Source organism: Larsenimonas suaedae (genome assembly GCF_023712105.1).
Lineage (GTDB): Bacteria > Pseudomonadota > Gammaproteobacteria > Pseudomonadales > Halomonadaceae > Larsenimonas > Larsenimonas suaedae.
In genome coordinates this window covers 1,240,318-1,262,067 of record NZ_JAMLJI010000001.1, presented here as the reverse complement: position 1 = coordinate 1,262,067, position 21,750 = coordinate 1,240,318, and the positions used below count along the sequence as shown (strand labels likewise).

The 21,750-nt window shown below is 62.2% G+C and carries 20 protein-coding genes; 14 read left to right on the top strand and 6 right to left on the bottom strand.

What is annotated here, in order from left to right:
• Positions 1 to 162: 162 nt before the first annotated feature.
• Both NAT49_RS05875 and NAT49_RS05870 read left to right on the top strand, forming a co-directional pair.
• Entirely contained in the window at positions 163 to 576 is a 414-nt protein-coding gene (locus tag NAT49_RS05875; protein ID WP_251591800.1) for a GlcG/HbpS family heme-binding protein, read from the top strand.
• A 126-nt stretch (positions 577 to 702) separates the two neighbouring features.
• A complete protein-coding gene (locus NAT49_RS05870) occupies positions 703 to 1,107 on the top strand; it encodes a hypothetical protein (protein ID WP_374708791.1) in 405 nt (134 codons plus the stop codon).
• Positions 1,108 to 1,130: 23 nt separating this feature from the next.
• Here NAT49_RS05870 and NAT49_RS05865 read toward each other — a convergent pair whose 3' ends face one another.
• Together NAT49_RS05865 and NAT49_RS05860 are read right to left on the bottom strand one after the other, a co-directional pair.
• Positions 1,131 to 1,922 (bottom strand): M90 family metallopeptidase, encoded by a 792-nt coding sequence (locus NAT49_RS05865; RefSeq protein ID WP_251591798.1) that lies wholly within the window; start codon positions 1,920 to 1,922, stop codon positions 1,131 to 1,133.
• Positions 1,923 to 1,935: 13 nt separating this feature from the next.
• Positions 1,936 to 3,480, bottom strand: a complete 1,545-nt coding sequence (locus NAT49_RS05860; RefSeq protein ID WP_251591796.1) for a bifunctional GNAT family N-acetyltransferase/carbon-nitrogen hydrolase family protein — start codon at positions 3,478 to 3,480, stop codon at positions 1,936 to 1,938.
• A 235-nt stretch (positions 3,481 to 3,715) separates the two neighbouring features.
• Here NAT49_RS05860 and NAT49_RS05855 point away from each other — a divergent pair, with 235 nt between their 5' ends.
• Together NAT49_RS05855 and NAT49_RS05850 are read left to right on the top strand one after the other, a co-directional pair.
• A complete protein-coding gene (locus NAT49_RS05855; RefSeq protein WP_251591794.1) occupies positions 3,716 to 5,104 on the top strand; it encodes a Na+/H+ antiporter family protein in 1,389 nt (462 codons plus the stop codon).
• A gap of 66 nt (positions 5,105 to 5,170) precedes the next feature.
• Complete coding sequence (locus NAT49_RS05850) at positions 5,171 to 5,902, top strand: glutathione S-transferase N-terminal domain-containing protein (protein ID WP_251591793.1); 732 nt, start codon at positions 5,171 to 5,173, stop codon at positions 5,900 to 5,902.
• On the opposite strand, the gene NAT49_RS05845 is transcribed toward NAT49_RS05850, so the two are convergent.
• Positions 5,899 to 6,855: an alpha/beta hydrolase gene (locus NAT49_RS05845; RefSeq protein ID WP_251591786.1), complete on the bottom strand. Its 957-nt coding sequence runs from the start codon at positions 6,853 to 6,855 to the stop codon at positions 5,899 to 5,901. The genes NAT49_RS05850 and NAT49_RS05845 overlap by 4 nt on opposite strands.
• A gap of 155 nt (positions 6,856 to 7,010) precedes the next feature.
• Between NAT49_RS05845 and NAT49_RS05840 the strand changes: the two genes are divergently transcribed.
• The 6 genes from NAT49_RS05840 (at position 7,011) to NAT49_RS05815 (ending at position 11,724) form a co-directional block, all read left to right on the top strand.
• Complete coding sequence (locus NAT49_RS05840; protein ID WP_251591776.1) at positions 7,011 to 8,171, top strand: YncE family protein; 1,161 nt, start codon at positions 7,011 to 7,013, stop codon at positions 8,169 to 8,171.
• A gap of 179 nt (positions 8,172 to 8,350) precedes the next feature.
• Positions 8,351 to 9,136: a molybdate ABC transporter substrate-binding protein gene (modA, locus tag NAT49_RS05835; RefSeq protein WP_251591774.1), complete on the top strand. Its 786-nt coding sequence runs from the start codon at positions 8,351 to 8,353 to the stop codon at positions 9,134 to 9,136.
• Positions 9,137 to 9,146: 10 nt separating this feature from the next.
• On the top strand, positions 9,147 to 9,839 hold the full coding sequence (modB, locus tag NAT49_RS05830) for a molybdate ABC transporter permease subunit (RefSeq protein WP_251591772.1): 693 nt from the start codon (positions 9,147 to 9,149) through the stop codon (positions 9,837 to 9,839).
• Positions 9,832 to 10,941: a molybdenum ABC transporter ATP-binding protein gene (modC, locus tag NAT49_RS05825; protein ID WP_251591762.1), complete on the top strand. Its 1,110-nt coding sequence runs from the start codon at positions 9,832 to 9,834 to the stop codon at positions 10,939 to 10,941. Before modB ends, modC begins: the two co-directional genes overlap by 8 nt.
• Positions 10,941 to 11,444, top strand: coding sequence for a GNAT family N-acetyltransferase (locus NAT49_RS05820; RefSeq protein ID WP_251591755.1), 504 nt, complete (start codon positions 10,941 to 10,943; stop codon positions 11,442 to 11,444). Before modC ends, NAT49_RS05820 begins: the two co-directional genes overlap by 1 nt.
• 25 nt (positions 11,445 to 11,469) lie before the next feature.
• Entirely contained in the window at positions 11,470 to 11,724 is a 255-nt protein-coding gene (locus NAT49_RS05815; protein WP_251591753.1) for a YciI family protein, read from the top strand.
• 50 nt (positions 11,725 to 11,774) lie between these two features.
• On the opposite strand, the gene NAT49_RS05810 is transcribed toward NAT49_RS05815, so the two are convergent.
• Positions 11,775 to 13,301: a sensor domain-containing diguanylate cyclase gene (locus NAT49_RS05810; RefSeq protein WP_251591751.1), complete on the bottom strand. Its 1,527-nt coding sequence runs from the start codon at positions 13,299 to 13,301 to the stop codon at positions 11,775 to 11,777.
• 68 nt (positions 13,302 to 13,369) lie between these two features.
• Complete coding sequence (locus NAT49_RS05805) at positions 13,370 to 14,320, bottom strand: alpha/beta fold hydrolase (protein WP_251591741.1); 951 nt, start codon at positions 14,318 to 14,320, stop codon at positions 13,370 to 13,372.
• Positions 14,321 to 14,464: 144 nt separating this feature from the next.
• Here NAT49_RS05805 and NAT49_RS05800 point away from each other — a divergent pair, with 144 nt between their 5' ends.
• Positions 14,465 to 14,953 carry a GNAT family N-acetyltransferase gene (locus NAT49_RS05800; protein WP_251591739.1) on the top strand — a complete coding sequence of 163 codons (489 nt, stop codon included), beginning with the start codon at positions 14,465 to 14,467 and terminating at the stop codon, positions 14,951 to 14,953.
• A 7-nt stretch (positions 14,954 to 14,960) separates the two neighbouring features.
• Here the strand turns inward: NAT49_RS05800 and cra are convergent, their stop codons facing one another.
• Positions 14,961 to 15,938: a catabolite repressor/activator gene (gene cra / locus NAT49_RS05795; RefSeq protein ID WP_251591952.1), complete on the bottom strand. Its 978-nt coding sequence runs from the start codon at positions 15,936 to 15,938 to the stop codon at positions 14,961 to 14,963.
• A 172-nt stretch (positions 15,939 to 16,110) separates the two neighbouring features.
• Between cra and ptsP the strand changes: the two genes are divergently transcribed.
• From ptsP to NAT49_RS05780, 3 genes are read left to right on the top strand one after another with little or no spacing between them, the layout of a single operon-like run.
• Complete coding sequence (ptsP, locus tag NAT49_RS05790) at positions 16,111 to 18,963, top strand: phosphoenolpyruvate--protein phosphotransferase (RefSeq protein WP_251591737.1); 2,853 nt, start codon at positions 16,111 to 16,113, stop codon at positions 18,961 to 18,963.
• Positions 18,963 to 19,928 (top strand): 1-phosphofructokinase, encoded by a 966-nt coding sequence (pfkB, locus tag NAT49_RS05785; protein WP_251591735.1) that lies wholly within the window; start codon positions 18,963 to 18,965, stop codon positions 19,926 to 19,928. The genes ptsP and pfkB overlap by 1 nt, the downstream gene beginning before the upstream one ends.
• On the top strand, positions 19,925 to 21,706 hold the full coding sequence (locus tag NAT49_RS05780; RefSeq protein ID WP_251591733.1) for a PTS fructose-like transporter subunit IIB: 1,782 nt from the start codon (positions 19,925 to 19,927) through the stop codon (positions 21,704 to 21,706). The genes pfkB and NAT49_RS05780 overlap by 4 nt, the downstream gene beginning before the upstream one ends.
• Positions 21,707 to 21,750 lie beyond the last annotated feature (44 nt).

Below are 21,750 nucleotides of genomic sequence, written 5' to 3'. Positions count from 1 at the left end.
GCATGTCCGCTTGTCGGCGGAATTTAGACGTTTGCTCGAACGGGCGCCGTTTTTTTTCGAAGCAATTTGTAAGATCTCTGTGAAATGGTGGTTTTTGCATAGCCTCAAGCACGAATTACTTTTATACAGTCCGGCTGGACGAATTTACTTAGGAGCAAGTGAATGAAAGTCAAGAATGTGCTGGCACTGGACGATGCAACGGTGATTCTGAGCAAGGCGCTCGAGGAAGCCCGCCGCCAGAGCCTTCAGGTCAGCGTGGCGGTTGTGGATGATGGTGGGCATCTGCTCGGGTTTCAGCGCATGGACGGCAGCAGCGCTTTTGAAGCACAGCTTGCCTGTGACAAGGCGCGGTGTGCAGCACTTACCGGCGGCGATAGCGGCCAGCTCGAGGCGCGCATCAACCAGGGTGAGGCCGCGCTTTTGAGCCACCGGGCGGTCGGTGGCATGCAAGAAGGCGGTGTGCCGGTCGTGATTCAGGGGCACGTGGCGGGCGCTGTCGGGATCGCGGGCGCCCGAGCCGATCAGGACGCACGAATCGCGCGCGTCGCGATTGCTGCGGTGTCTTCGCTCTACTGACCCCTGTAGCGCGACCTCATTGGGCTTTAATCCCAGGGTCTGATGCGAAACGCGCCGTACGAAGACGTCGCGTGCACGTTCAGGGCGTGTTGTCTCATCGGCGTCTCTTAAGCAGGATGTGGCTTCATGCCCTTGAGAGCCGAGCCTTTCAAGGGGCCTGATGTCACCCGGATTTTCGAGAACGCCATGACCGATGACCCGTCACTGCCGGCGCGCGTGCGAGCCCTTTTGGAGCGCGCGCCGGTTGATCAGTTGCCGATGACCTACCGCCGGCTTGCCGGCGCCCTGTCACTTACGCCTCCGCGTACGATCCAGCGTGTTGCCAGCGCTCTGGAGGCGTTGATGCGAGACGACGCGCGCGCCCGTCAGCCGTTTATTGCCTCACTGGTGGTCAGCCAACGAGGCCACGGTCTTCCAGCCGATGGCTTTTTCGAGCTGGCGGTGGCGCTGGGTCGATTTCCCGCTGACCCACAAAAGCAGCGTGAGGCGTGGGAAAACGAATATGCGAAGGCTATCGGGGCGCGCCCGTGATCGTGAATAAGGGCTTTCTTGAGTCAGGGCCGGGTCGAATCCAGGCTGCGGTCGGGCATGCGCGCCAGAACGTCCTGTTTGAAGTAATGCGTCAATAAGCCATAAAGCTCGGGGTAGGCCCTGGAGAGTTGATTTGGGGCGGTAAAGAACATCTCGCAGCATACGGCAAAGCATTCACCCGGGTGGGTTGCAGCGTACTCGTCGATCGGCGTGACGTCATCGCGCTCCAGGTGTTCTTGAAGATCCTCCCAGACACCCGTAAATACGCGGTACCACTCGGCTGGAGAAATCGTTGAAGGCAGGGGCGGGCGGCCATCCGCCTGCCCGTTGTGCTGCATGTCGAGCTTATGGCTGAATTCATGAATGATCACGTTGAGCCCCGTCCAGTCGCCGCTCGCTTTGATGTCCTCGAGCGACAAAACGATCGGGCCGTGGTCAAACGTTTCACCAATGCGCTCGTCATCGAGCTCATGCACGACGCCCATTTCGTCTTCCTCGACGAGGTGGCGTCGAAACGGCCCCGGCACCACCACGACCTCACGCACGTCCGGCCAGAAGGCCTTGTCCCATTCAAGCGTCATCAGCGCGACTTGCGTCGTAAGCGCAAGCGCCTGGGCCTCGCTCCAGGGCAACTCCACCGGTGACGTGATGCGAAGCCTGTGCATGAGCGCCCAGGCCCGACCGGCAAGGCGCTCACGCGAGTCATCCGCCAGCCCGTGCGCGATGGGCACCCGAGCGAGCACGTGTTGCCACAGCTCAACGGGCGGCTGGGCATCTCGCGGGCGACGCCCGCGAAGTCGGTCCAGCCAGCTCATCGCGGCTCACGCCTTAGCTTGATTTCCATGACCAGTCACGCCAGCGCAGGTCGAACAAGTCCTTGCGGCGGTCCTTGAGGTTGGTCACTGAGCCTTCACTGCGCACGACCTTGAGTCGGGTCAGGTCGAGATCCGAGAACATCACCATTTCGGTATTGGGCGTGGTCTCTGAAAGCACCGCGTCGTGGGGGAATGAGAAGTCCGACGGTGAGAACACCGCAGACTGGGCGTACTGGATGTCGAGGTTTTCGATCGAGGGCACGTTGCCGACGCTTCCACACACGACCACGTAGCATTCGTTTTCAATCGCACGGGCCTGGGCACAGTGGCGCACGCGCAGGTAGCTGTTCTTGGTGTCGGTCCAGAAGGGCACGAACAGAATGTCCATGTCCTGATCCGCCAGCAGTCGGGCAAGTTCCGGGAACTCAACGTCGTAGCAGATCAGAATGCCGACGCGGCCGGCGTCGGTCTCGAACACCTGCAGCTCGTCACCGCCATCGACCACCCAGTCACGACGCTCCTGCGGGGTGATGTGGAGCTTGGCCTGACGCTCGATGCTGCCATCGCGGTGGCATAGGTAGGCGACGTTATAGAGGTGGCCATCGTCGCCGATTTCGACCATTGAGCCTGCCACGATGTTGATGTTGTACGACACCGCCATGCGCGAGATTTCGGTCTTGAAGCGCTCGGTAAATTCGGCCAGAAACTGGATGGCCTTGACCTGGTCGGACTGGTCGGTCAGTGCCATGAGCGGCGTATTGAAAAGCTCCGGCAGCACGGCGAAATCGCTTTGATAATCGGCGATGGCGTCGACATAGAACTCGACCTGCTGAAGCACCTGCTCGACCGAGGCAAACTCACGCATCTGCCACTGCACCGCGCCGACGCGAACGAGCGTCTTGCGGCTTTCGATCACGCGCTCGGCCGGTTCAAACAGAATATTGTTCCACTCAAGCAGCGTGGCGTAGCCCTCGGAGCGTTCGTCTTCGGGCAGGTACTTTTGCAAAAGGCGCTTGACCAGAAAGTCGTTGGCAAGCTGGAACGAGAGAATCGGATCGTAGATCTCTTTTCTGGAGACCTTGTCGAGGTACTCGGTCGGGGAAAGCTCTTCCGAGTGAAGGTAGTAGTTGGGAATTCGCCCGCCGGCAAGGATTGCCCGCAGGTTCATCGAGCGGCACAAATCCTTTCGGGCTTCATACAGTCGACGGCCGAGACGGTAGCCGCGATAGGTGGGATCGATCAGTACATCCAGCCCGTACAGGGCATCGCCATCGGGGTTATTGAGAATGATCTCGCGATGGCCGATCAGGTCATCGTATTTGTGCGGGTTCGAGAAGGTGTCGTAATCGACCAGCACGGTCAGGGCAACGCCGACGATACTGTCGCCGTCCTTGATGACCAGCTGGCCATCGGGAAATTCCTGAATCAGCTTGCTGATGGTGGCCTGGGGCCAGGCGCCGCCGATGTCGTCGTAGACGGCGTCCATCAGCTTTTTTAGGTCCGAATAATCATCGGGGCTCAGATTGGTCAGGTTGAGGTGGAGATCCTCGATCGACATGCACGTGATTCCTTGAGTGTTTCTTGTTACCTGGAGCGCTTTTGCATTGGGCGCGTGGTGTGATGATCCAAGGATAACCAATTCATCGCCGGTGCGCAGGTTCGGGTGCGCAATCGCCTTGCAGGGGTGGATGCAGGGTGAGCGTCAATGGCGGGTATGGTAGAGTGCGCCGCGGTTTCAAGGCTCGATGTGTGCGCCCGAGCGTCCGGTTTCATTTTCCTCGTCTGGTAGACCCATGAACGCCATTGTCCTCTCTATCCTGGTTATGGTGACGCTGAGCCTGGCTCGTGTCTCCGTTGTGTTTGCGCTCGTTGTGGCCGCCCTGGTCGGCGGGCTTTATAGCGGCATGCCGCTTGGTGACATTCTCGATGCCTTCAATGGCGGGTTGGGCAGTGGCGCGCAGGTGGCGCTCTCCTACGCAACGCTTGGGGCGTTTGCAGTGGCGCTGTCGCGCTCGGGGCTGACCGAGGCGATCGCGCGCAAGCTGATCGGCCGGCTTTCCCATGAAAGTGATCACGGCGTTGCGGCTTCTCGCGCCGGCAAGACCGTCAAGTGGTCAATTATCGGCGTACTTCTGGTGTCGGCGGTCTGCTCTCAGAACCTGATTCCGGTCCACATCGCGTTTATCCCGATCATGGTGCCGCCGCTTTTGATGGCGATGAACCGTTTGAATCTCGACCGTCGGCTGGTGGCCTGTGTCATCACCTTCGGAGTCACGGCCCCCTATATGCTGCTGCCAGTGGGGTTTGGCGCGATCTTTCTCAACGACATCCTGCTTTCAAACATCAACGAGGCCGGGGCGGCGTTCGGGCTTCAGGTCACCGCCGATATGGTGCCGATGGCGATGGCGATGCCGATCGGTGGCATGGCGGTGGGGCTTTTGATTGCGGTGTTTATAAGCTATCGGGGGCCGCGAACGTACTCGATGAGGGCGGTCGGGGTCGGCCATGTGGCCAGCGCCGACGATGTGGTCAGCGAGCGTGAAAAACGCGAGCTTGACCCGCTCAAGCCCTGGCAGTATCTGGTGCTTGGCGGCTCGATTCTGGCGGCGCTGACCACTCAGCTTCTGACTGACTCGATGGTGCTTGGCGGGCTACTCGGCTTTGCGATCCTCTCGGTCAGCGGGGTGTTTCGCTGGCGGGAGCAGGACGACGTCGTCACCGAGGGCATGCGTTTGATGACGCTGATCGGCTTCATCATGATTACTGCGGCAGGCTTTGCAAGCGTGATGCAGGCCACCGGCCAGATTGATACCCTGGTTGAAAGCTCGCGCGCCGTGATCGGCGATAGCCAGGTGCTGGCGGCGCTGGTGATGCTGGTGGTGGGGCTTTTCATCACGATGGGCATCGGCTCGTCGTTTTCGACCATTCCAATCATTGCCTCGATTTACGTGCCACTGGCTCTCGAATTCGGGTTCTCGCCCATGGCGACGATTGCGCTGGTGGGCACGGCCGCAGCCCTTGGCGATGCCGGCTCGCCGGCCTCCGACTCGACGCTCGGGCCGACTTCCGGTCTCAACGCCGACGGTCAGCACGATCATATCTGGGATTCGGTGGTGCCGACCTTCCTGCACTACAACATCCCGCTGCTGCTGTTTGGCTGGGCGGCTGCGCTGCTACTTTAGCGGTTTGATAAACCCCGCTCGGGCCACCATGCTGTGTCGACAGTTATCGACCCAGGAGCGGGTGTCATGAGCCGTTACATGTACGATCTGGCAGGCGCCGACGCGCGTCTGCGCTTCTCTCCCTTTTGCTGGCGCGTGACGCTTGCGCTGGTGCACAAGGGCCTCGAATTCGAGCGCCTGGCCTGGCGTTTTACCGAAAAGGACCGGCTGGCGTTTACCGGGCAGGAGCCCGAGTCCAGTCGCAAGGTGCCGGTATTGCTCGATACCGACGGCACCGCCGTCAGCGACAGTCTTGCTATTTTCGACTACCTCGATCGGACCTACCCAGGTGCGACCCTGATCGGTGATGGCCCGGCGCGGGGGCGGTTCATGTTCGTGCGTCACTGGAGCGAAACCGCACTGGCGCCGGCGATCCTTAAAACGGTGGCGAAGGATCTGTTTGACCTGCTCGACCCCGCCGATCAACCCTATTTCCGCGAAAGTCGGGAGGCGCGGCTTGGCTGCACGATCGAGGCGTTTCAGGACCGGGACGCCGGGCTCAAGCAGTTGGGTCAGGCCCTGGCGCCGGTGCGTGCGCTTCTGGGTGAGGCAGCGTTTATTGACGGTGAGCGCCCGGGCGGTGCCGATTACCTGGTGTTTTCCATGCTGATGTGGGGGCAGGCGACCAGTCGCGTCGATCTGTTGAGCGAGGACCAGGTTGTCGCGGACTGGTTCGCGCGTCTCAGGCAGTGGGCCGAAGACGCCGGCGTCTCGTGCGACCTGGCTCGAGAACTCGGCGCCCACCCCGGCGAACACTAAGCGGACTCAAGCGTGCCCCAGGGCGTCGGGTCGAGCCCGGCCACGCGGGCAAGCGCCATTCTGAGCGAGGCGGTAAACATCTGGCCGTGGCCATAGTCCGGCAGTAGCGTCGTCTCGACCGCGACATCGGGTGCCCGCTCGGAAAGCGTCTCTTTCAGTTCGAAAATGTCCATGACGTCATTGTCCGACGCCGCCGGTGCCCCCGGCGGCGTTTTTGTGTGCTCCTTGCCGCCTTTCAGCAGCCAAAGCGATGGGCGTGCTGTCGTCGGGGGATGCCACTGACGGGCCATGGTCGGAATCAGGGCGTCGCCCCAGCCAAGGCTCGGGCTTGCCGCGATAAAGGAGGCCATTGTTTCCGGGCGGGTCAGAAAGGCATTGAGTACGCACAGACCGCCAAAGGAGTGCCCCCAGAAGGTGCGGTCGTTTGCGTTGACCGGCAGCGTTCGTTCAAGCTCTGGCCGCCAGTGATCGAGCACCTGGGTGAGAAAGGCGGTCGCGCCTCCGGCCGGTCCGCCATCTCTATCGACCATGGATTCGCCCGGCCGCGCTGGCGTATAGTCCCGGTGGCGCTGACGAACGTCGAAGCGTTTGTCGGTGTCATAGCCGAGGTAGACGATGATCGGCGGATGGGCGCGTGCAAGCGCACTCAAAAGCGTGGGCGTCGTATCATCGAGCGCGCCGTTGCCATCGAGGGCGTATACGATGGGGAAGCCTTTTTCAGGCGGCGTGCCTTTGGGAATGGCGAGCCAGATGCGGTAGCGCCCGTCGCCTTTGTGGCGCGTGAATTGTTCGAAACGGTAGTCGGGGTGCCCACGTTTGGCGATCGTCGGCTCGATGGACCGGCTCAGGTCCGGGCGTGCCCATGCCCAACCGGGCAGACTCAATCCTGCGAGGGCAAGCGCGCCGGTCGAGAGCACATGACGGCGCGACAGTGAACAGCGAGATCGGGACATCGGTCCTCCGGTGCGGGGTAATGCCAAAAGTGTCGCATACGTCGATGTTTTTGAGAATTGTTATTGTTTGCAGGTAGGATGCCGGTAAGGCGCGCTTGAATGCGCGTCGGTCTCACTAAAACGACATTCAAACAGCATGAAAAAGAGGCAAGGGTATGAGTAGGGTAATTCGTTGGCTTCCGCATATGGCCATTGCCGCTGGCGTAGCACTCGGCGTGGGCACGCTGTGCTCCCCGGCGCAGGCTGACCCCCTCGCGGTTGACCAGACCCCGGTCAGCACCGGCAAGAATATCTACGAACTTGGCTACAGCAGTGCCAACGATCGGCTTTACGTGGCCTCTGCCGGTGCGTTTGGCGGCGACGGCGGCGGCCAGCTCATCGGGCTTTCGACCGATCCGCTCAAGGTGACCACCACCCTCGATCTGGCGCAGCGCCCATTCGGTGTGGCCATCAATGACGATGCCGGTCGGCTTTACACCACCAATACGCTCGATGGCTCGATCACGGCGGTCGACCTGAATAAAGGCCGAGTTATCCGGACGTTGTCGCTGGCGCCGGTCAAGGATAAATCGGTCCCCAAGGATCAGCAGCCACCGCAGGTGCGTGATGTCGTGATCAATCCGGCCACCGGCACCGTCTACGTCAGCGGCGTCAGCGATAATGGGGTGGTCTGGAAGGTCAATGGCGATACCCTTGAGCTTGAATCGACCATTCACGACGTCGGCGCTGTATCGACCGGGATGGTGCTCGACAGCGCTTCCCAGCGTCTTTATGTCGCCAACATGGGCGATGGCAGCGTCAGTGTGATCGACCTCAAGACCGATACGCCGGTCGAGCGCATTGACGTCGGCAAAAAGCCGATCAACCTGGCCGTGGATGCCGACGCCAACCGCCTCTACGTGGCCAATAGCGGTGACAATACGGTCAGTGTGATCGATACACACGGCAATACCACGGTGAAGACGCTCAAGGTGGGCGAGCATCCGCTCGGCATTGACGTCGACCCCGGCGCGAAGCGCTTGTACGTGGCCAACCGTGGTGATGGCACGGTTCAGGCGTTTGATACCGAGTCGTTCGAGGTGCTGGAAACCTTCCATCCGGGGCTTCATCCGAATACGATCGCCGTCGATACCGCAGCGCATCGAGCCTTTGTCACCAGCAAGGCGCTGTCACGCCATGAAACGGCCCCGGCCGAGGGCGTGACCAATACTCAGGGCGATGTGGTAACGGCGCTTACGGCACCTGAGCGATCCAAGGCCAGCGCGTCCGAGAACACGCATGCCGCTTCCGATACGAAGGGGCAGAAAGGCGCCTGAGCCAAGACGCCTCGCGTTTTAAATAAGACGCGAGGCGTGGATGGGCCCGGCCACTGTGGCCGAGCCTAACGGGGCTTTTTGATTCAAATGGCCTATCGCGCCATAGATTAGCTGAGCATTTTATATTGTTTCAGAATGTCTTAAGGTGTGGCGTTCGATTTCTCAAGGAAGACCTTACCATGTCGTTACCCCGCACCGTTGCGGCGCATGTTGCGCTCGTTGCAAGCATTGGCCTTTCAGGGCTTGCGCACGCCGATTCAACTGTTCATGTCTATGCGGCCGCGTCATTGACCGACGCCATGAACGATCTGGTTAAAACCTATGAAGCCGCCCACCCCTCGGTCGACATCGTGCCCGTGTACGCCTCTTCCTCGACCGTTGCACGCCAGATTGCCAATGGCGCACCTGCAGACATCTATTTCTCGGCCAACGAGCAATGGATGGACTGGCTTGGCAAGCAGGGCGTGACCCTGACCGAGCGTCGGGATCTACTCAAGAATCATCTGGTCGTGATCGCCCAAAAGGGCAGCCAGATTCAATCGTTTATCCCGGACAAGGACCACCGGCTCGACAATTACCTCGGGCGCAACGAGCGCGTGGCGGTCGGCGACCCGGACCATGTACCGGCCGGCATCTACGCAAAGCAAGCGCTCACGTCCCTTGATCAGTGGCAGGCCCTCGAGCCGCGTCTGGCGCGGGCAAGCGATGTGCGCGCAGCCATGGCGCTGGTCGAGCGCGGTGAGGCGCCACTTGGCATTGTCTACGCAACCGATGCCAAGGCAAGCGATCGAGTCAAGACGCTCGGTGCCTTTCCGGACGGCTCGCACCCGCCCATCACTTACCCCATCGCCGAGATCGGCTCGCCCGACAGCACCACCGAGGCCTTCTATCAGTGGCTGCAAGGGCAGGACGCTGCGCAGGTCTTTGCCGACTACGGCTTTGGTCCTGCAAAGCTCAAGCAGTAAGCGCTGACTCGTGCTGACACCTCTGGAGTGGGAAGCCCTGCAACTCAGCCTCAAGGTGGCAGGCGTTGCGGTAGGCGCAAGCCTTGTGCCGGGCATCGCGCTTGCCTGGGTGTTGGCGCGACATACGTTTCCCGGCAAGTCACTGCTTGATGGGCTGATTCACCTGCCGCTGGTCCTGCCACCGGTGGTCGTTGGCTATTTGCTCCTGCTGGCGTTCGGTCGACAGGGGGTCATCGGGCAGTGGCTTGCCCGATTCGACATCGGGCTGCCGTTCACGTGGCAGGGGGCGGCGCTTGCAGGCGGCGTCATGGCGTTTCCCCTGATGGTGCGCGCCATCCGGCTTTCACTTGAGGCCGTGGATGTTCGGCTCGAGGCCGCGGCGCGCACTCTGGGCGCGACTCGGGCTCGGGTGTTTGTAACCATTACATTGCCGCTGGCGTTGCCGGGCGTGCTGACGGGCATGATGCTTTCGTTTGCGCGGGCACTCAGCGAGTTCGGGGCGACCATGACCTTTGCCTCCAACATTCCCGGTGAAACTCGAACCTTGCCGCTGGCCCTCTATAGCGTGATCCAGTCGCCCGGGCGTGAGGCCGCCGCCGCACGGCTGTGCCTGATTTCAATTGCAGTCGCGATGCTTTCGCTTCTTGTGTCCGAGTGGCTTGCCCGTCGCTCGCGTCGACGGATGGAAGGGCGCGATGTTTGAGCTTGATGTGACGCGTGTGCAGGGGGAGTTCACGCTCGAGGTCGACCTTCGGCTGGCCTCCCGCGGTGTCACGGCGCTGTTTGGCCCCTCCGGCAGCGGCAAGACAACGCTTCTGCGTCTGATTGCAGGGCTTGATCGGCCGGATCGTGGGCGCATTGCCCTCGAGGGCTACGTGCTGTGCGACACCGCCACGTGCCGATTCGTTCCCGTTCATCGGCGAAGGCTCGGCATCGTGTTCCAGGAGGCGCGGCTTTTCCCTCATTACAGTGTGCGCGGCAACCTCTGCTATGGCATGCGCGACGAAGACCCGGCGGCGGTGGCGCGCATTAGTGGGCTGCTTGGTATCGACCACCTGCTGACGCGCATGCCCAATACGCTGTCGGGGGGCGAGGCGAGGCGCGTTGCGATCGGCCGCGCCCTGTTGTCCTCGCCGCGGCTTCTTTTGCTGGACGAGCCTTTGACCGGGCTTGATGGGGCCCGCAAGCAGGAGCTTCTCGAGTACCTGGCCGCGCTGGTCAGAGACATCGATATTCCGGTGATTTTTGTTAGCCACGACCCGCAGGAGCTTTTGGCCGTAGCCGATGATCTGGTGTTGCTTGAAAAGGGGCAAGTGCTTGCCCACGGCGCCCTCAACGAGGTGCTGGCACGCCCCGAGCTGATGTCACGGCTTGGGGGGTTTGACATCAGCGCAATGCTTGCGGCGCGGTGTCATCGTCACGACGTCAGGCGTCAGCTGAGTGAACTGCGTCTTTCGGATGGCCAGATGCTCGAGCTGCCCACGCTTGATATCGAGCCAGGCCAATGGCTCAAGATTCAGGTGCGCGCCCGCGACGTTGCCATCGCGCTCGAGCCGGTGAGTGGCACCAGTATTCGCAATACTCTCAAGGCCACCATTACAGCCTGTCAGCCGCTGGACGATATGGCCAGTGTCACACTGGTGATGCTTGACGCCGGTCAGCAAACGCTCAGGGCTCTGATTTCCACAGCTTCCTGTGAGGCGCTCGGCCTTGCACCCGGTATGACCGTTCAGGCTCTTATACGGGCCGTTAGCCTTGCAAGGCCGGCCGCAGCGCCGGCGCTTGCCGATCAGGAGGTGCCGTGATGGCGCTGTGCTTACCGATTACGCAGTTAGACGATGTACGAAGTGCCGAGCTTACGCTTCTGGCCGAGGCGGTCGCGAGTGACCCGGGCAAGCAGGCGCCCGACTCTGCCTGGTGCTATCCGCGCTTTTGGAAGGATGATATCGGCCCTCGGCTGGGCCAGGACCTCTGGCTTTGGGAGGCGCGCCTCAACCGCGAGCTGGTTGGCTGTCTGCGTCTTCGCCGCGATGGGGCACCGGAGGCGCGCCACTGCAGTTGGATCGAGGGCATTTTTGTTCATCCAGAATGTGATACGACGCGCATCGCGCAGGAGCTTCTGGCGGCCGCGAGCACCTTTGCGCGCATGGACGGTACGCGCCATTTGACGAGCTGGGCCGCCAGCGGATTCGAGCATGCCGTGATGAAAAACGCGGGCTGGACACCTGTCGGAGAGATCGAGCGTTTCGCTGCCTCGGCGATTCAAGGGCCTCGCGACGCGGCGCTTTATCACACATCAACGACGTGATTTCAAACCACCCACAGGAAATCCCATGACGCTGTTTCTCGTTTTATTAAGCCGCGACCAGGAGGTCAGTCACGAACTGATCACGGCGCATCGTGAGTACCTGCAAACGCTCAAGGCGCAGGATCGTCTTATGCTTGCCGGCCCGTTCAAGGACATCAAGGGCGGTGCGTACGTATTAAAGGCAGACACTCTCGCCGATGCCCGTGCGCTCGCCGAGCAGGACCCGCTGATCGACTCGGGCATCGCTTCGTTCGTGGTTCATGAATGGGCAGCGCACTGAGTGCAAGGCAAGTGCGATGCGTCTCGCGTGCTTGACTGATACTCATGCGTTCATGAGCGTTGTTCGAAACCGCACGTCATGTCTCGGCCCTGATGCTGCGCCCGCGTCAGTGCGTCTTCTGCACGCTGCACAAGGGCACGTGCCGGAAGCGGATGCTGCGGGGTCGAGATCGCCACACCCTGGCTGATGGTCAGACGTTCTGACAGGGGGGACAAGGGATTGGCAAGGTCTTTTCTCTTGATGCTTGAGGTGAGCCGTGCGGCGACGTCGTGCGCCTCGGAGTGCAGTGTGCCGGGCAGAACCAGCGCGAACTGATGCTGCCCCATCCGGGCCATCAGGTCATTACGAGAGCGGGCGACCTCGGAAAGGCTTGCCGCCAGCGCCTTCAAGAGCGTCTCGGTGCGCTCGGCGCCGAATTTCGCCTGAAACGCGTCAAAGAAATCGACCTCCACCAAAATACAGGTAACCGACTGGTAATACTGCTCGCTGATCGACAGCAGCGTCGGCAGGCGGTCGAGCAGGCTACTTCGGGTCAATAGCCGGGTGGTTGGATCGACCATCTCGTCGGCGCTTCTATGTTTGCCCCGGTTGTATTCCTGCTCGGCAAGCGTCGAGACTCGGCGTGTAATGTCCTGGGTCAGTGCATCCATTCGTTGTGGTGGCGTCACCGACCAGGGGGTCTGGGTGTCGCTTCGGTCAAGAAAGGCTAGGGTGTTCAGAAGAGGCCGCAGGAGGGTGGCATGGGTGATCGTTGCCATCAGGGTCAGCAGCACTGCAACGAGCCCCATGAGCAGCCAAAGTGCCAGATTGAAGGTGTCGATGTTGCGATGCCAGTCGGTGGTCGAGTCATTGATGTCCAGCCAGGGCGAGGCGGTCTCCGGCACGGTCGGCAGGGTGAACTCATGTGTGACGGGGGTGACGCTTTGGTGGTCGATCAAGCGAAGCTCGACACCGAGCTGGGCTGATAGCGCACTGGCCCAGGCGTGATCGAGCGGTTTCAACATGAACAGATACCCCGCGCTCTCGCGCTGTTGGTAGCTGTCCTGAACCTGCTGGAAGCTCAGCATATAGCGTGGGGTGCCATCGAGAATGAACCGTCCCTTGAGCCGCCCCAGATAATGTGACTTTACCGCGTCAAGCCGTTTGAAAATCGAACTGGCAGGAGTGCAGGCCGTGGACTCATCGGTGCAGATCGACTCGGACCCCGGCAAATGAACCAGGATGCGCTTGATCTGTCCGTCCGGCGTTGCAAAGCCGAGTGCGCTGATCGAGAGGTGCGTGAACGTGGTCGGGCCGAGCTGCTTGTCGAAAAACGTCGGGTCATCGCCTCGAAGGTAGTGCCAGGTTTGCTCCCAGGTCGACCAGTCGGCGGTGATGTCGCTCAAATGGCGGTGCGTCATGTCCACCATCTGCTCGACGTGTCCCTGCGCCCGCTCCAGGTGCTCGGTCGAAAGCTCGAGCAATATTGGCCGGACCAGCGTTGCGTAGAGGATATAAAGCGCAAGCATGCCGCTCGCCATGAGCGTGATAAACAGCAGCAGATAGTTTCGGCGTAACTGGTGGGCCCAGCGGTTCATGGCGGCGTCCGATCAAGAGTCTTCTAGAGTCGGAGTATCGGCAAGCTACGCGCTGGGTTGAACGATGCCTACGCGTGCGAGGGTGTTACGGCCAGCCACGACAGGATGTCTTCCAGCGCTTTTTCAGGGCAGGAAAGCATGGGGACATGGCCGCAGCGGGGGTAGAGATGAAACCGGTTCTGGGCGAAGGCCTGATCGAAGCGATAGGCGTGCTCGGCAGGAATTACCCGGTCACAGTCGCCGCCCATGATCAGCACCGGGCAGGTCAACCGACCCAGTTGATGCGCTTCTGCAGCGGGATTGTCGGCCCATTCATGCGCAAGCGATAACAGGACTTCCCGGTGGCCGGGGCCGTGCAACATATCCTGATAGCGGGTGATGATGGCTTCCGGCGCACAGGCCGGTGCAAAGGTTGCAGCCATGCCCTCGGAAACGAATCGGTCGCCATTGGCGTAACGAAGCACGGTGCGCCCAATGGTGCTGCCTGCAAAGCTCATGAAGTGATGGGCGTTCTTGGCCTGACGGCGTTGATCCGGCCAGCCGGCGGCGGCAATCAGTCCGAGCCGGTGAAGCGAGGCGCCATGGGCCGTGGCGTAGCGCCAGCCGATGTAGCCGCCCATCGAGTGGCCGATCAGCGTGATATCTCCAAGCGCGAGCTTTGTGACGGCCTGGTGCAGCACCTCCACGAAATTATCGATCGAGGCCGTCCAGTTCGAGGGCGCGCGCGACAGACCATGGCCTGGCAAATCAAGCGCGATGACGCGGTGCGTTCGACTCAGTGTCTGTACCCACTTGTGCCAGACGTGACTGTCCATCAGCAGCCCATGAACCAGAAGCAGGGTGGGGTGCTCGGGGTCGCCGTAGTCGAGATAATGCAGGTTCAGCTCATTTGAAAGCGCAAGCCACTGGCTTTCCGGCAGGCCATAGCGTGTGATCAGCGTCGACTGATCGATGTCGGAGGCCTTGACCAGCGCCGTGTTGTCAAAAAGGCTCGAAAGACGATCGGTAAAGCCGGCCATGGCACCCTCATGCGGTTGTTTATTACGATGAAACCCTTGGTGGTCGAGTATCACTGTAGTCTTTTCGGTACGCTCTGCGTACCACGGCGACCTGCGCTTTTGGTTGCTCACTGATGGTCTCGCTTTTCCTCGAGGATGATTTCCATGACGTTAACGCTGCGCCCGGTGCGTCCGGAAGACAGAGACGCCTTCTGGCACATGTTCAAACCGATTCTGCGGGCGGGCACGACCTACGCCCTGCCGCGGGACATGCAGCCGGCGCGCGCCTGGGCCTACTGGAGCGAGGCCCCGCTTGAAACCTGGGTCGCCGAAGATCAGGGAAGCGTGCTTGGAAGCTATTACCTCAAGGCCAACGCGCTTGGCGGCGGCGCCCACGTGGGCAACTGCGGCTACATTGTCGCCGACCACGCACAGGGCCGTGGCATTGCTTCGGCCCTGTGCGCACATTCGCTTGAACGCGCGCGTGCCCAGGGGTTCAAGGCGCTTCAGTTCAATTGCGTGGTGTCGACCAATACGCGCGCCATCGCCTTGTGGGAGCGCTTCGGGTTCCAGACGGTCGGGCGGCTGCCCGGCGCCTTCAGTCACCCGGAGATGGGCGAGGTCGATGCGCTGGTCATGTACCAGCGCCTTTAACGCACACTCACTGCCTGAGCTTCAGGGTCCGTTCGACCACGTTGAGGCCCGGACGGTAATTGCCCTCGATGGCCTGAAACGCACATTCAAGCGTCATCTGTGCGATGCGGTCGTACTGCTGGGGCAGCGCATTGACCGGAAGCGGCAGGAAGTCCAAAAGCCGGTCATCGCCGAAGGTGGCAATGCGAATGTCGGGACGGGCGCTGTGCGCGAGCAAAACATCGAGTACGCCATCGAGCAGCGTGTAGGAGGCCGTGATCAAGGCGTCCGGCAACCCATCGGTGTCGAGCACCTCCTGCATCAGTTCGGCGCCGACCTGGCGAGTATAGTGCGAGCCGCTGCGCTCGCTGATCCGGGTGACCGAGTCCGGCAGGGCGCGTCGAAAGCCTGCGCGCCGAGACGCACTGATGCTGAGTTCGGGCACGGCGTCGAGCCATACAATGTGACGGGTGCGTTCATCGATGACCGAGCGGGTCAAGGCCTCGGCCGCGCTGCCGTTGTTGCTTACGACGCAGGTAAAAAAGTCGGGGTCGAGGGCGCGGTCGACCGCAATCACCGGCATGTCCTCGCTCATGATCTCTCGATAGAACGGATCATCGGGCGCAAGGCTCGAGGCGACGATCAAGGCGTCGCAGCGCCGTGCCTTGAGGCCGCGGGCCAGCTCCTTTTCGGTGTCGGGCCGGTCGTCCGAACCCACGATCAGGAGCTGATAGCCGCGTTCCCGAGCACCCTGTTCAAGTCGTTTGGCAAGACGCGCATAACTTGCGTTTTCAAGATCGGGCAGAATGAAGCCCAGTGTGCGACTGGCGCCGCGGCGAAGTGCGGCGGCCTGAGCATCGACTCGGTAGTGATGCGTATCGACCACGCTCATCACGCGCTTGACGGTCTCATCGCTGATGCGATGTTCCCTGGATTTGCCATTGACGACGTAGCTTGCCGTCGTCCGCGAGACGCCGGCCAATCGAGCGATTTCAGCCAATGTCATGGATTTCATCTAAGCTGCCTCAATCCCGTTGTCCTTCGAATTCATGGAGTTTACAGCGTGCACCGAAAGTCGCACCCGATTTGGCTTGATTTGCGAGCTGAAACGTTTCAGCATGGCTACCATAGCACAGTGAAACGATTCAGCTAACGTTTTCCCCATTAGAGATTTGGTTATGCTCACGCTCACCCAAGATTCGGTATCCCTTGGCCGGACCGCCAGTGATTGGCGCGACGCGCTGGACCAGGCCGGGCAATCATTATGCGAGGCGGGCCTTGCCGAGGACGGCTATCGTCAGGCCTTGTTCGACCGTGAATCCCAGTCCTCGACGTTTCTCGGCAACGGCATTGCCATTCCTCATGGCACGCCGGACAGCCGTCAGTTCGTCAAAAAGACTGGCGTTCGCGTACTTCAGTTCCCAGACGGCGTGACCTGGCATGACGGCGCCCACGTGACGCTGGTCATCACCATCGCCGCTCAATCCGACGAGCACCTGGATATCCTGCGCGCGCTGACGCACGTGCTCGACCGCGACGGCGTGGCCGACCAGCTTTCCCGCGCCGGCAATGCCGAAGAGGTCATCAACCTCTTGTCGAGGTCCCCCGCGCCGCCGACCAAGCTCGACGAAGAGACGCTGATGGTGGGCGTGCCCGCGCGTGACCGGCTGGAGCTCGCGACCGCCGCCGCCGCGCGCCTTCGCCAGCTCGGCTGCGCCGATGAAATGTTCGTCACCGATATTCTCGATCAGACGCCGGTATCGCTCGGTCAGAAGCTCTGGCTGGTGCGTTCGCGCCACGGCGTCAAGCAGCCTGCCCTCGGCTTTGCGACGCCCCAGCCGGCGCTTAACGAAACGGCAGGCGTGTTCTGTCTGGCCGAGCTTGGCGATGGCCATGTGTCATTGATGGAGCGGCTGATCGGGCTTTTGGAAGACGGTAAGGGCGAGGAGCTTGCCCGCGTCAGCCCGCAGCAGATTCTGGCGCGGCTTTCCGGTGAAAGCTCGGACGCCGAAACCGCCAAGGTGCGCGTGCGCAACGCCCACGGTCTGCATGCGCGACCGGCCAAGCAGCTGGTTCAGGTGGCCCGCGAGCAGGCACTCGACATCAAGGTGCGCCTGATGGAAGGCGAGCAGCCGGCAGTCTCGGCCACGAGCCTTACCAAGGTCATCGGCCTTGGGGCGCGTCGCGGTCAGATGCTGGTGTTTTCCGCTCAGGGCCAGGGCGCCAGTGCCGCGCTCGAGGCCATGGTCAACGCCGTACGTGACGGGCTTGGGGAGGTGGTGACCCCGCTTGATGACACCGCCGCCGCCCGGCCGTCTCGCAACAAGACCAAGTACACCCAGGTCGAGCCGCCCGCGGCCGACACCGCGCTCGTTGCGGTCAGCGCCTCGCCCGGCATGGCGATAGCGCCGCTGTTCGTCATGCGCCTGCCGGACTTCAAGTACGAGGAATACGCCTCCGATCAGGCCGGTGAACGCGCGCGCCTCGAAACGGCCATCGGTCAGGCCCATCATCAGCTCGAGACGCTGATCGATCAGGCGCCGGGCGGTGAGGTGGCTGAAATCCTCTCGATGCACGAAGAGATGGTGCAGGACCCCGAGCTCAAGGAGGCGGCGTTCGAGGCCATTTCCGAAGGGCTTTCGGCCGAGGCGGGCTGGTGGAAGGCGATCGACACCTCCGCGCGCGCTCAGGAGGCACTGGCTGACCGGCTTCTGGCCGAGCGGGCCGCGGACCTTCGCGACGTCGGCCGACGTGTGCTCGGCATCCTCTGTGGCGCCGAAATGCCGCAGCCGCCGGAGCACCCCTATATTCTGGTGATGGAAGACGTGGGCCCCTCGGATGTGGCCCAGCTTGATACCAGCAAGGTGAAAGGCCTGTTGACCGCCAAGGGCGGGGCCACCTCGCACAGCGCGATTCTCGCGCGGGCGCTTGGCATTCCGGCCGTGGTCGGGGCCGGCGATACGGTGCTGGCGCTCAAGAGCGGCATCGAGATGATCCTCGACGGTGAACGCGGTCGAGTCATCCCCGAGCCGAGTCAGGAACGCCGTGACCGGGCCGAGCTCTCGATCAAGGAGCGCGAGCAGCGGGTCAAGGAAGCGTTCGATGCCCGTTTCGAAGACGCCACCACGCAGGACGGCCATCGCATCGAAGTCTGCGCCAACCTCGGCAACACCGCTCACGCGGCAGACGCGGTCGAGCGGGGCGCCGAAGGTGTCGGTCTGCTTCGAACCGAGTTCGTGTTCATGGCCCACCCGGATGCGCCGGATCTGGAGACCCAGATCAGCGAGTACAGCGAGGCGTTCGACGCGCTTGGCACCACGCGTCCGCTGGTGGCGCGAACGCTGGATGTCGGCGGTGACAAGCCGCTCGATTACTGGCCGGTTCCGCAGGAAGACAACCCGTTTCTGGGCCTTCGCGGCATCCGCCTGGCGTTGACCAAGCCCGACATTCTCGAAACCCAGATTCGTGCGCTGCTGATGGCCGCCGGCGACCGGCCGCTTCGCATCATGTTCCCGATGGTCAAGGACGTGGCGGAGTTCCACGCAGCCAAGGCGATTGTCGATCGCGTGCGTGAAGACGTACAGGCAAGCGACGTTCAGGTCGGGGTAATGATCGAGATTCCCTCGTGCGCGCTGCTTGCGCCCTCGCTTGCGCCTCACGTCGATTTCTTCTCGATTGGCACCAACGATCTGACCCAGTACACGCTGGCGATCGACCGGGGCCACTCGCAGCTTTCGAGTCAGGCCGATGGCCTGCATCCGGCCGTACTGCGTCTGATCAAGATGACGGTCGATGCCGCCCACGCCGAAGGCCGCTGGGTCGGGGTCTGCGGTGAGCTTGCATCAGATGCTCAGGCAGTGCCGGTTCTGGTCGGACTGGGCGTCGACGAGCTGTCGGTAGCGGCCCGTCAGGTCGCGCTGGTCAAGTCTCGGGTGCGTGAGCTGACGCTCGCCGACAGCAAGACCCTGGCCAACCAGATGCTGGCGCTGCCGACCTCGACGGCGGTTCGTGACGCTCTGGAGGCGTTGTAATGGCCAGAGTCGTTGCGGTATCGCTCAATCCAGCTCTGGATCTGTCGATCGGGGTTGAGGCGCTTGCGCTCGGAGAGGTCAATCGTAGCCATGCCTCGCGCCTCGATGCGGCGGGAAAAGGCAATAACGTGGCGCGCGTGCTGGCCGCGCTCGGCCACGATGTGGCGGTAACTGGCTTTCTCGGCGAGGCCAATCAGGGCGCGTTCGAGCGCGCCTTTGCCGCCTGGGGCGTACGCGATGCGTTCGTTCGAGTGCCTGGGGAAACACGGGTCAACGTCAAGGTTTCCGAACAGGATGGCCGCGTGACCGACCTCAACGGCCGAGGTGCGGAGGTCAGTGCGCAGGCGCTTGCCGAGCTCGAGCAGGTCCTGAAGGACGAGGCGGCCGGCTGCGATGCGGTCGTGGTCTCGGGCAGTCTACCCCCGGGCGTCTCCGCTGACCGGTTCGGTGAGCTGCTGCGCGCCGTCAAAGCGCGTGGCGTCGCGCTTTGGGTCGACACCAGCGGGCCGGCGCTCGCTGCGGCGCTCAAGTGCGCGCCGACGGCGGTCAAGCCCAACGAGCACGAGCTTTCCGAGTGGGCCGGTGCGCCGCTTGAGGGCATCGAGGCGCTTCGTCGCGCCGCGCGGGCGCTGAATGACGAAGGCGTTGCAAACGCGTTCATCACGCTCGGCGGTGACGGCGTTCTCTTGAGTACGTCTCAGGGGCAGTGGCGCGCAAGACCCCCTCGCGTATCGGTTGTGAGTACGGTGTGCGCCGGCGATACGTTCGTGGCCGCCGCGCTTCATGGGGAACTTGGCGGGTGGCCCGTGGACGAGACGCTGCGGTTTGCGACCGCGCTTTCGGCCGAGGCCGTGCGCCATGTCGGAGTGGGGGAAACCACCGCTGCCGATTTCGAGGTTTTGAAAACAAACTGTGTTCTTCAACAGCTGACCGACGGTCAGCCAGCAGGGGAGTGGCCTGCATGAAAGCCATCATCATTACGGCCTGCCCAAGTGGCATGGCAACGACATTTCTCGCGGCGCGTCGCCTCGAGCTTGCGGCAGTGCGCCGGGGCTGGGAGGTGGTCGTCGACAATCAGAGCGATCTCGGTAAGTCCCAGACCGCAAGCGATGATCAGGTCCGCGAGGCCGATCTGGTGGTGGTCGCAGCCGGCCGCGCCATCGACCTGAGCCGGTTCGACGGCAAGCGCCTGTATCAGGGGGCGATCGACGACGCGCTGCCGAATCCGGACGCCTTTTTGGCCATGGCCGAGGAAAAGGCCGACACCTATACCGCGAGCGCGGCATCGACCGAGGGCGCCAAGGCGCCGGCCGAGTCGAGCGACAGCGTGGCGTCTGCCAAGGGCGCAAAGACCATCGTCGCCGTGACTGCCTGCCCGACCGGAGTCGCGCACACGTTCATGGCGGCCGAGGCGTTGAGCGAGGCCGGGCGCAATCTGGGCCATTCAATTCGAGTGGAAACCCAGGGCTCGGTCGGCGCGCAGGATCAGCTGACGGCGTCTGAAATCGAGCAGGCGGATGTGGTCATTCTGGCCTGTGACATCGAAGTCGATGTCGAACGGTTCCAGGGCAAGCCGATTTACCGCACGTCCACGGGCAGCGCGCTCAAGAAATCGAAGCAGACCATCGAGGCCGCGCTTGCCGAGGCCCGTGTGGAAGCGGCCGGTGAGGCGTCCCAGGCGTCGGGCGGTGGCAAGAGTGCCAAGGAACGGGGGGTCTACAAACACCTTCTGACCGGCGTGTCCTTCATGCTGCCGATGGTCGTGGCCGGGGGCCTTTGTATTGCGCTGTCGTTCGTGTTCGGGATCGAGGCGTTCAAGGAAGAAGGCACGCTTGCGGCCGCGCTGATGCAGATCGGCGGCGGCAGTGCCTTCAAGCTGATGGTGCCGGTACTTGCAGGCTACATCGCCTATTCCATTGCAGACCGACCCGGTATCGCGCCCGGCATGATCGGGGGGTGGCTGGCCTCGAGCCTCGGCGCCGGTTTCATTGGCGGTATTCTCGCCGGTTTCTTGGCAGGCTATGCGGCCAAGGCGATCACGCGCTACGTGAAACTGCCGGCAAGCGTTGAGTCGCTCAAGCCGATTCTGATCATTCCGCTGCTGGCGAGCCTCTTTACCGGGCTGGTGATGATCTACGTTATCGGCACGCCGGTGGCCGCGATCATGAGTGCGCTGACTGACTTCCTGAAGTCGATGGGCACCGCCAACGCGATTCTGCTCGGCCTGCTGCTTGGCGGCATGATGTGCGTCGACATGGGCGGCCCGGTCAACAAGGCGGCCTACACCTTCGGCGTTGGTCTTTTGTCCTCGGATACGAATGGACCTATGGCTGCGATCATGGCGGCAGGCATGGTGCCGGCCATTGGCATGGGCATCGCCAGCATGCTTGCGAAGAAAAAATTCGCCCAGGCCGAGCAGGAGGCGGGCAAGGCTTCGTTCGTGCTGGGGCTGTGCTTCATCAGTGAAGGCGCGATTCCCTTTGCCGCCAAGGATCCGCTGCGCGTGATCCCGATCTGCATCATCGGCGGCGCAGTCACCGGCGCTTTGTCGATGTTCTTTCACATCGAGCTTCGAGCGCCGCACGGCGGCCTGTTTGTGCTGCTGATTCCGAACGCGGTCAACCACGCGCTCTTGTACCTCTTGTCGATCACGGTTGGCTCGGTGATTGTTGGCGGTCTGTACGCACTGATCAAACCCGGTCAGGTCAGCTCAGACGCCCTCGAAGGGGCCAAGGCCAGCTGATTCGGTTGGCCTCACCGTTGATTGGCATTGCCGTTAATCGACTT